Source organism: Paenibacillus ihuae (assembly GCF_001368795.1).
GTDB classification, from domain to species: Bacteria; Bacillota; Bacilli; order Paenibacillales; family Paenibacillaceae; genus Paenibacillus_AQ; species Paenibacillus_AQ ihuae.
In genome coordinates, this window is sequence record NZ_LN831198.1 from 1,030,956 (window position 1) to 1,038,121 (window position 7,166).

Sequence of the window (7,166 nt, forward strand, 5' to 3'; positions counted from 1 at the left end):
GTGTTCGGTTCCGATGTCTCGTGGCCGACCCACCAGCCTTATGCCTGGATTCTGATTATTATCATTACGGTTTGGGGCGGCGTCGGGGGCAACCTGATTATATACCGTGCTTCGATCAGCGGTGTATCCCAGGATCTATATGAATCGGCAGAAATGGACGGAGCAGGACCGATCCGCAGATTTGCGAGCATCACGTTGCCTTCCATTCGTTTCCCGCTCGTCTATACCTTTGTTATGACTACTGCAGGAGCCTTTAACGTCTTCGGCCAGCCGCTAATGATGACAGACGGCGGTCCGCGCCAGAGCACGCATGTACTGATGATGTATATCCGCCAGCTCGCCTTCGGTAACGGTGAGTCTATTGCGGGGATGGCTTCGGCGATGGCGGTACTTTTGGGACTGGTTATTTTGCTTATTTCAGCCCTGCAGTATTATGTGATGAACCGGAATGCAGCTTAGTCTTGGATAAGACAATGGATCAAGCAGCGAAATTGAAAAGGCAGGTGTACCCGCATGGCAAACCAAATGGCTGGGCAATTGGATAAAGGTCCGCTTGTAAACGGACAGCATGTAGACAAAAGAAAAGGATCAGGTATTAGCATCTCAAAATATATCTCGTATCTGTTCCTGATTATATTGTGTGTGATTTGGATCGTCCCTGTTGTCTTCGGCATCACAACCTCCTTCCGGTCACAGACCGAGGTTGTCAGCTCAGGGTTCAGAATGTTTCCAAAAGAATGGATCCTTGAAAACTATGTAGCAATTTTGGAGAACACTTCAACGGCTCCTATCCTTCGTTGGCTCATGAACTCTTTGTTTATAGCAACGATGCATACCCTGCTCGTAGTTATTGTGATCTCCATCACCGGTTACGGCTACTCCCGCATGAAGTTCAAAGGAAGAGATACACTCTTTTTCACCCTGCTGGGTATTTCCTTTTTCCCGGGTGTCGTGAACCTGATTCCTTCGTACAAAATTATTGATGCTCTAGGCTGGGTTAACACCTCCTGGGCGATGATTATCCCCGGACTGGCTGGTATGGGAAACCTCTTCCTGGTCCGTCAATTTATGAATGGTATTCCAAAGGAACTCGATGAATCGGCTCATGTGGATGGTGCAGGCCATTTCCGGATTTATGCCTCGATCATTGTGCCGCTGATGAAACCGATTCTGATTGTATGCGGACTGTTCTCGTTCACCGGATCGTGGAATGACTTCCTCTGGCCGGTTATCGTATTTACAGATGTTGACAAAATGCCGGTAACGGCGGGACTCTTGCTGCTGCAGGATATTTATGGAAACTACCGGATGATCGGGCAATTGATGGGCTCGGCGATTCTGGCAATCATTCCTACACTGCTGCTGTTCTTGTTCGCACAGAAGTACTTTGTACAATCCATTAATCTGAATTCAGGGATAAAGGGCTAAATAGAAGCTTACCCAAGGAGAGAGAAACTATGACTGCAAAGCTTGTAATCAATGCCGATCTTCCTAAAAGTAAAATCAACAAAAATATATACGGGCATTTCGCCGAGCATCTGGGCAGATGTATTTATGAAGGCATATGGGTAGGCGAGGATTCGCCGATCCCGAACACGGACGGTATTCGTAATGATGTGGTCGAAGCGCTGAAAAAGCTGAACATACCGGTGCTGCGCTGGCCGGGCGGCTGTTTTGCCGATGAATATCACTGGAAAGACGGGATTGGTCTGAGGGAAAGCCGCAAGCGGATGGTAAACACCCACTGGGGCGGTGTAGTCGAGAACAACCATTTCGGAACGCATGAGTTTTTCCGCCTGTGCGAGCTGCTGGAATGCGAGCCTTATATTTGCGGCAACGTCGGCAGCGGCACGGTTCAGGAGATGTCGGAGTGGGTCGAGTATATGACCTTTGACGGCGAATCCCCGATGGCTGCCTGGCGGCAGGAGAATGGGCAGAAGAAGCCATGGGCGCTGAAATATTTCGGAGTCGGCAATGAGAACTGGGGCTGCGGCGGCAATATGCGTCCCGAATATTATGCTGACTTGTACCGGCGTTATCAGACCTATGTCAGAAACTATGGCGACAACCGGCTCTACAAGATTGCCGGGGGAGCGAATGTGGATGATTATAACTGGACGGAAGTAGTCATGCGGGAAGCGGGCAAAATGATGGACGGGCTCAGCCTGCATTCCTATACCATTCCAGGCAGTTGGGAAGAAAAACGCCAGGCACTCGGGTTCGATGAAGCCGAATGGATCGAAACGATGCAGAAATCACTTCATATGGATGAGCTCATTACCCGCCACTCGGCAATTATGGATAAATATGATCCGGAGCAGCGGGTAGGATTGATTATAGATGAGTGGGGGACCTGGTTCCTGAGCGAACCCGGAACAAATCCCGGATTCCTCTACCAGCAGAACACCCTTAGAGATGCGCTGGTTGCAGGCATCCACCTGAATATTTTCCACAATCACAGCAGCCGGGTGCAGATGACGAACATTGCCCAAATGGTCAATGTACTGCAGGCGCTGATTCTGACAGAAGGCGACAAGCTGCTGCTTACGCCTACCTATCATGTATTCGAGATGTACAAGGTGCACCAGGATAACGAACTGCTGGAGGTTGCGTTCGAGAGCCCGCTCTATACATACGGAGGGGTGACGATACCGCAGCTTAGCATTTCTGCGTCCCGTGACAAGGAAGGCAAAATCTATGTCTCTATCTGCAACCTGAGCCATGAAGCTGAAGCCAGCCTCAGCTTTGCTGTCAGAGGGACTGGTGCCAGCCGGGTATCCGGACAGATCCTGACCCATTCAGAGCTTGGGGCACATAACACATTCGAAACGCCGGATACTGTAGCGCCTGTTGCCTATGAGCAGGCAGAGCTGAAGGATGGCATTCTGAATTGTACCCTTCCGCCGGCCTCTGTAGTTGTACTTACACTGGAATAGGAATCGATCTTTGATAGACCAAAGGAGCAACGATATGAGCACGAACAAAGAATACAGCAATCCGCTTGTGGAGCAGCGCGCGGATCCTTGGGTATATAAACACACAGACGGTTATTACTACTTCACCGCTTCCGTACCGGAATACGACCGGATTGAGGTTCGCAGAGCGGAGACGATTGAAGGACTCAGAGATGCAGCAACGGTTGTTGCCTGGCGTAAATATGAAACGGGGCCGCTTAGTGCCAATATCTGGGCTCCCGAAATCCATTATATTGCCGGCAAATGGTATATCTATTTCGCTGCAGCCCGGACCACAGAAACCAATGACGGACTGTTCGACCACCGGATGTTCGTCCTGGAGAATGAATCGCCGAACCCGCTGGAAGGCAGCTGGACCGAGAAGGGCCAACTGAAGACAGCCTGGGAATCTTTTGCCCTCGATGCAACGACCTTCGAGCATAACGGCGTCCTCTATTATGTATGGGCACAGAAGGATCCGGAGATTCCGGGGAATTCCAATCTGTACATTTCTGAAATGAGTAGCCCCTGGACCCTGACCGGACGGCAGACCATGATCGCTACGCCGGAGTATGAATGGGAAAAGATTGGCTTCAGCGTGAATGAAGGAGCAGCGGTCCTAAAAAGAAACGGACGGATATTTATCAGCTTCTCGGCTAGTGCTACCGATTTCAATTACTGCATGGGTCTTCTGACTGCCGATGAGAACAGCGATCTGCTGGATGCCGCCTCCTGGAAGAAGCATCCGGAGCCGGTGTTCAAGACCAGTGAAGAGACCGGACAATACGGTCCGGGTCATAACAGCTTCACTGTCAACGAGCATGGCGAAGATGTCCTTATCTATCATGCCCGCAATTATAAGGAAATTACCGGAGATCCGCTGTATGATCCGAACCGCCACACCCGCGCCCAGGTGCTGGGCTGGAACGAAGACGGCACACCGGATTTCGGCGTACCGGTGAAGGACAGCAGAAACTAAGTAAATAAAGCCGCGTTTTTCCGTTAATGGAGAAACGCGGCTTTGTTTTTGGTCGTTACTCGCCATAGTCTCAACGAAACCAATAGCCGGATGTTATATGGCTGCACTTTGTACAATAGAAAGCTTAATATTCAACGACGAATCACATTCTGTTGTATTCCGTGCAACAGATTTCGGAATAAAAGGTCAAAATTAACCTCATTACGGAAATCTGTTGTACAAAGTGCATTCGCTGTTGTTTTCAGGCCGAATTAGTGGGAATCTGTTGCAGAAAATACAATAGACTCACTCATAGAACAGCAGCCGCTTGGCGTAAGCGTTGCGGAAGTCAGTGGGGGTCAGGCCGACAATTTTCTTGAACGATTTCATGAAATTATGGCAGTCTTTATAGCCAAGCTGCAGCGATACCTCGCTAATATTCTGGTTGGTGTCGGACAGCAGGAACTTTGCCAGCTCCATCTTTTGCTGGAGAATGTACTGCTTGAGCGAGATACCGGAGATCGTGGTGAACAGGTGGGATAGATACTTCTCGTTATATCCGAAATAAGCAGCGATCTGCGATACCTTGATATGCTCGCTGCGGCTCCATTTGATATAGTCCACAATATCATTGTACAGCTGCTCCTGCTTCGTTTTCTTGACCGGGTTATGTTCGTTCTGGAACACCTGGTTATACAGCTCGCACAGAATGACTGTCGCCATATAATTGTTCAGTGTTTTCTGATTATAGCCTCTCACTGAATCCTGCAGCTGCTTCATCATGACGATGATCTTCTCCAGGCTTTTCAGGCTTCCATACTGCGGCAGCAGCAGCTTGTTGTCTTCCCTGTTCTGTGTGTGCCCGGTGACATCGGTGATTTTGATTCCGTCCGGGGACTTGAAATGGAGCCAGTAAAAGCTGCAGTTCGAAGATTGATATCCATATTGCTTGGTATATGGGGGAAGCAGCAGATACTCGCCCTTAGAGACGGTAAAATGTGTTTTGTCACCCGCCAGGTAAAGTACCCCTTCGGTCATAACGATTAGCTCATAATCTTGCAGAATCCGGCTCAAGTGAATCCAATCGGAAGACGGGGCTACGAATTTGCCTGTGATCTCAAAATCGACCGGCATATCTACGATCAGCTCAAAAGCAACCATATGTATGCCCCCCTTTTATCTGACTTTAATACACTTCTAGTTACTCCTATTATTAAGGAAAGAACATTAGAAGTAAAGCGCTTACTCCTTGAATATTGGATTTATGGATAAGGGTTGCGCGGCATGTTTATTCTAAACCTTAAATCGCTTCTGTCCAAACCATGAGCGTAGTTTTTTTTGTGAAAATAAACAGGGGCTATCCCGTAGTAGATGACTCTACTGCGGGATAGCCCCTGATCGCTGATTAGCAAGGTTAAATTTACGGGGTATACTGCTGCACAATTGAAGTAATGACGCCGTCCTCAATCGTCAGGTGGTAAGGCGACTGGCTGAGGTCGAACACATCGGTTTTGGCGAATTCTGCAGCAAACTTCTGTAAGCTAATGCTTTCGTTCCAGCTGATGTCGAGATCCTCAATCTTGCCCGTGTGGTCGAAGATTTGCATCGTTACTGCGGCGTTGTCCGCTACCTGATATGTGGTCAGCTGATTGCTGTCATTCACGATATAGTAATCATCCAGCGCCCCGCCGATTTCTGCAGCGGCTTCCGGCTCCCGCTCGGCAAAGACGCGGTCGGCATCAGCACCTTCATACCATTCAATAGGATCGGCTGTCAGTGTAAGCTTGCCGTCAGCAGCCGGCTGAAGCGTATGAATGTACACGGTAAGGTGTTCGATTCTTGCTCCGCCCTGTGCTTCTGCACGTGTTCCTGCTGTGCTTGCCGTAGTGACGAGGGAAAGGAACAGCAGAACCAGCACAGGCAGTAAATAAATGGATTTTTTAGTAAACATCTTTCGGTTTCCCCCTTGGCATGATTTGACACGTAATTTCGCTGATACTCTTTCTTTACCCTCCGCCATATTTCTCAAACGGGGGATGTACCCTTATTAACGTTAATTAGCCGGAAATGTTGCAAATAATTTTGCGTATAGGCCGGTTTGTACAAAGAAAACTCCCAGGGCATATTAAAATATCCAAATAACAGCCCGAAGGTGACTGGCAGATGGTAAACCTATGGCGGATTTATATGAACGACTGGAGGAATCTATTCAAGGTTCCTGTAGAGGTGCTGCTGATTATTGCCCTTGTCCTGCTGCCATCTGTCTAAGATTTGAATGTCGCTGCAGTATGGAACCCTTACAGCAATGCCTCCGGCATCCCGATTACCGTATCTTAACGGGTGTCCACTTTTAAGACTAACAGCAAAATCCCTTTGATCCCCTGAAACGCCAGCCCCCCGTACAGCCGGCGGGTGAATGCCGCTGCAAAAGACCCCACATACAACAGGGAGTCCCGAATGACCCGGGACTCCCTGTTGTATTGCCAATATGTGCAGGCAGAAAACCTGCTTATCCGTTAGCCTCACAAGGAGGATATTCCTTAAGTCCTGCCAGGCAGTTTATCTCGCCGGAGCAAAGTCAGCCACCTGTCCGAGGAGGCTGTCGATGGTCTCCAGCGTTTCCGGCTGGAGCACGATTTCCACAGCCCGGGCATTTTCTTCGACCTGGCCGGGCTTGCTCGCTCCGATCAGCGCAGAGCTGACGCCGGGCTGGCGGAGAATCCAGGCCAGGGCCAGCTGCGACAGTTTCACGCCGAGGTTTGCTGCGACTTCATCCAGCTGGGCGACGACGCCCAGCACATCGTCGCGCAGGTAGCTGCGGATGACGCCGTTGACCGAGTCGTCGGCACCGCGGGTGCCTGCCGGAGCCTGCTGGCCCGGCTTGTATTTGCCGGTCAGAATGCCCTGCGCCAGCGGCGAGAAGACCACCTGTCCAAGTCCAGCCTGCTTGGACACTTCAAGCACTTCCTGTTCGATGTAGCGCTCGAACATATTGTAGATCGGCTGATTTGCTGCAAGCGGACGCAGATTCAGCCTGCTGCTGATGCCGCTGGCGCTAACGATCTGCGCTGCGCTCCACTCGCTGACAGCTGAGTAGAGAATTTTTCCCTGGGCCGTAAGGTCATCCAGTGCGCGCAGCGTTTCTTCCAGCGGAGTCTCATAATCAAAGCGGTGGCAGAAATAGACGTCGATGTAATCGGTCCCCAGACGCCGCAGACTGGCTTCGCATTGCTCCATAATGTGCTTGCGTGACA

At 50.2% G+C, this 7,166-nt stretch carries 7 protein-coding genes; 4 read left to right on the forward strand and 3 right to left on the reverse strand.

What is annotated here, in order from left to right; genetic code table 11:
* The 4 genes from AQR02_RS33565 to AQR02_RS04595 all read left to right on the forward strand — a co-directional run.
* Nucleotides 1-459, forward strand: a 459-nt coding sequence (locus AQR02_RS33565; RefSeq protein ID WP_245237117.1) for a carbohydrate ABC transporter permease, incomplete at its 5' end; no start/stop codon positions are given.
* A 54-nt stretch (nt 460-513) separates the two neighbouring features.
* Nucleotides 514-1,428 (forward strand): carbohydrate ABC transporter permease, encoded by a 915-nt coding sequence (locus AQR02_RS04585; protein ID WP_054939574.1) that lies wholly within the window; start codon nt 514-516, stop codon nt 1,426-1,428.
* A gap of 29 nt (nt 1,429-1,457) precedes the next feature.
* Entirely contained in the window at nt 1,458-2,936 is a 1,479-nt protein-coding gene (locus tag AQR02_RS04590) for an alpha-N-arabinofuranosidase (protein WP_054939575.1), read from the forward strand.
* A gap of 34 nt (nt 2,937-2,970) precedes the next feature.
* Complete coding sequence (locus AQR02_RS04595; protein ID WP_054939576.1) at nt 2,971-3,933, forward strand: glycoside hydrolase family 43 protein; 963 nt, start codon at nt 2,971-2,973, stop codon at nt 3,931-3,933.
* 285 nt (nt 3,934-4,218) lie between these two features.
* Here AQR02_RS04595 and AQR02_RS04600 read toward each other — a convergent pair whose 3' ends face one another.
* The 3 genes from AQR02_RS04600 to AQR02_RS04610 form a co-directional block, all read right to left on the reverse strand.
* Nucleotides 4,219-5,073, reverse strand: a complete 855-nt coding sequence (locus AQR02_RS04600) for an AraC family transcriptional regulator (protein WP_054939577.1) — start codon at nt 5,071-5,073, stop codon at nt 4,219-4,221.
* 259 nt (nt 5,074-5,332) lie between these two features.
* The gene (locus AQR02_RS04605) at nt 5,333-5,863 is read right to left on the reverse strand and encodes a hypothetical protein (RefSeq protein WP_054939578.1); all 531 of its coding nucleotides are present in this window, start codon (nt 5,861-5,863) and stop codon (nt 5,333-5,335) included.
* A gap of 608 nt (nt 5,864-6,471) precedes the next feature.
* The coding region (locus AQR02_RS04610; RefSeq protein ID WP_245237119.1) for an aldo/keto reductase at nt 6,472-7,166 on the reverse strand (695 nt) is incomplete at its 5' end.

What these genes read in the sequence shown, in the direction of transcription:
- AQR02_RS04585 (WP_054939574.1), top strand. Translation starts at nt 514, where the DNA reads ATGGCAAACCAAATGGCTGGGCAATTGGATAAAGGTCCGCTTGTAAAC.
- AQR02_RS04590 (WP_054939575.1), top strand. Translation starts at nt 1,458, where the DNA reads ATGACTGCAAAGCTTGTAATCAATGCCGATCTTCCTAAAAGTAAAATC.
- AQR02_RS04595 (WP_054939576.1), top strand. Translation starts at nt 2,971, where the DNA reads ATGAGCACGAACAAAGAATACAGCAATCCGCTTGTGGAGCAGCGCGCG.
- AQR02_RS04600 (WP_054939577.1), bottom strand. Translation starts at nt 5,073, where the DNA reads ATGGTTGCTTTTGAGCTGATCGTAGATATGCCGGTCGATTTTGAGATC.
- AQR02_RS04605 (WP_054939578.1), bottom strand. Translation starts at nt 5,863, where the DNA reads ATGTTTACTAAAAAATCCATTTATTTACTGCCTGTGCTGGTTCTGCTG.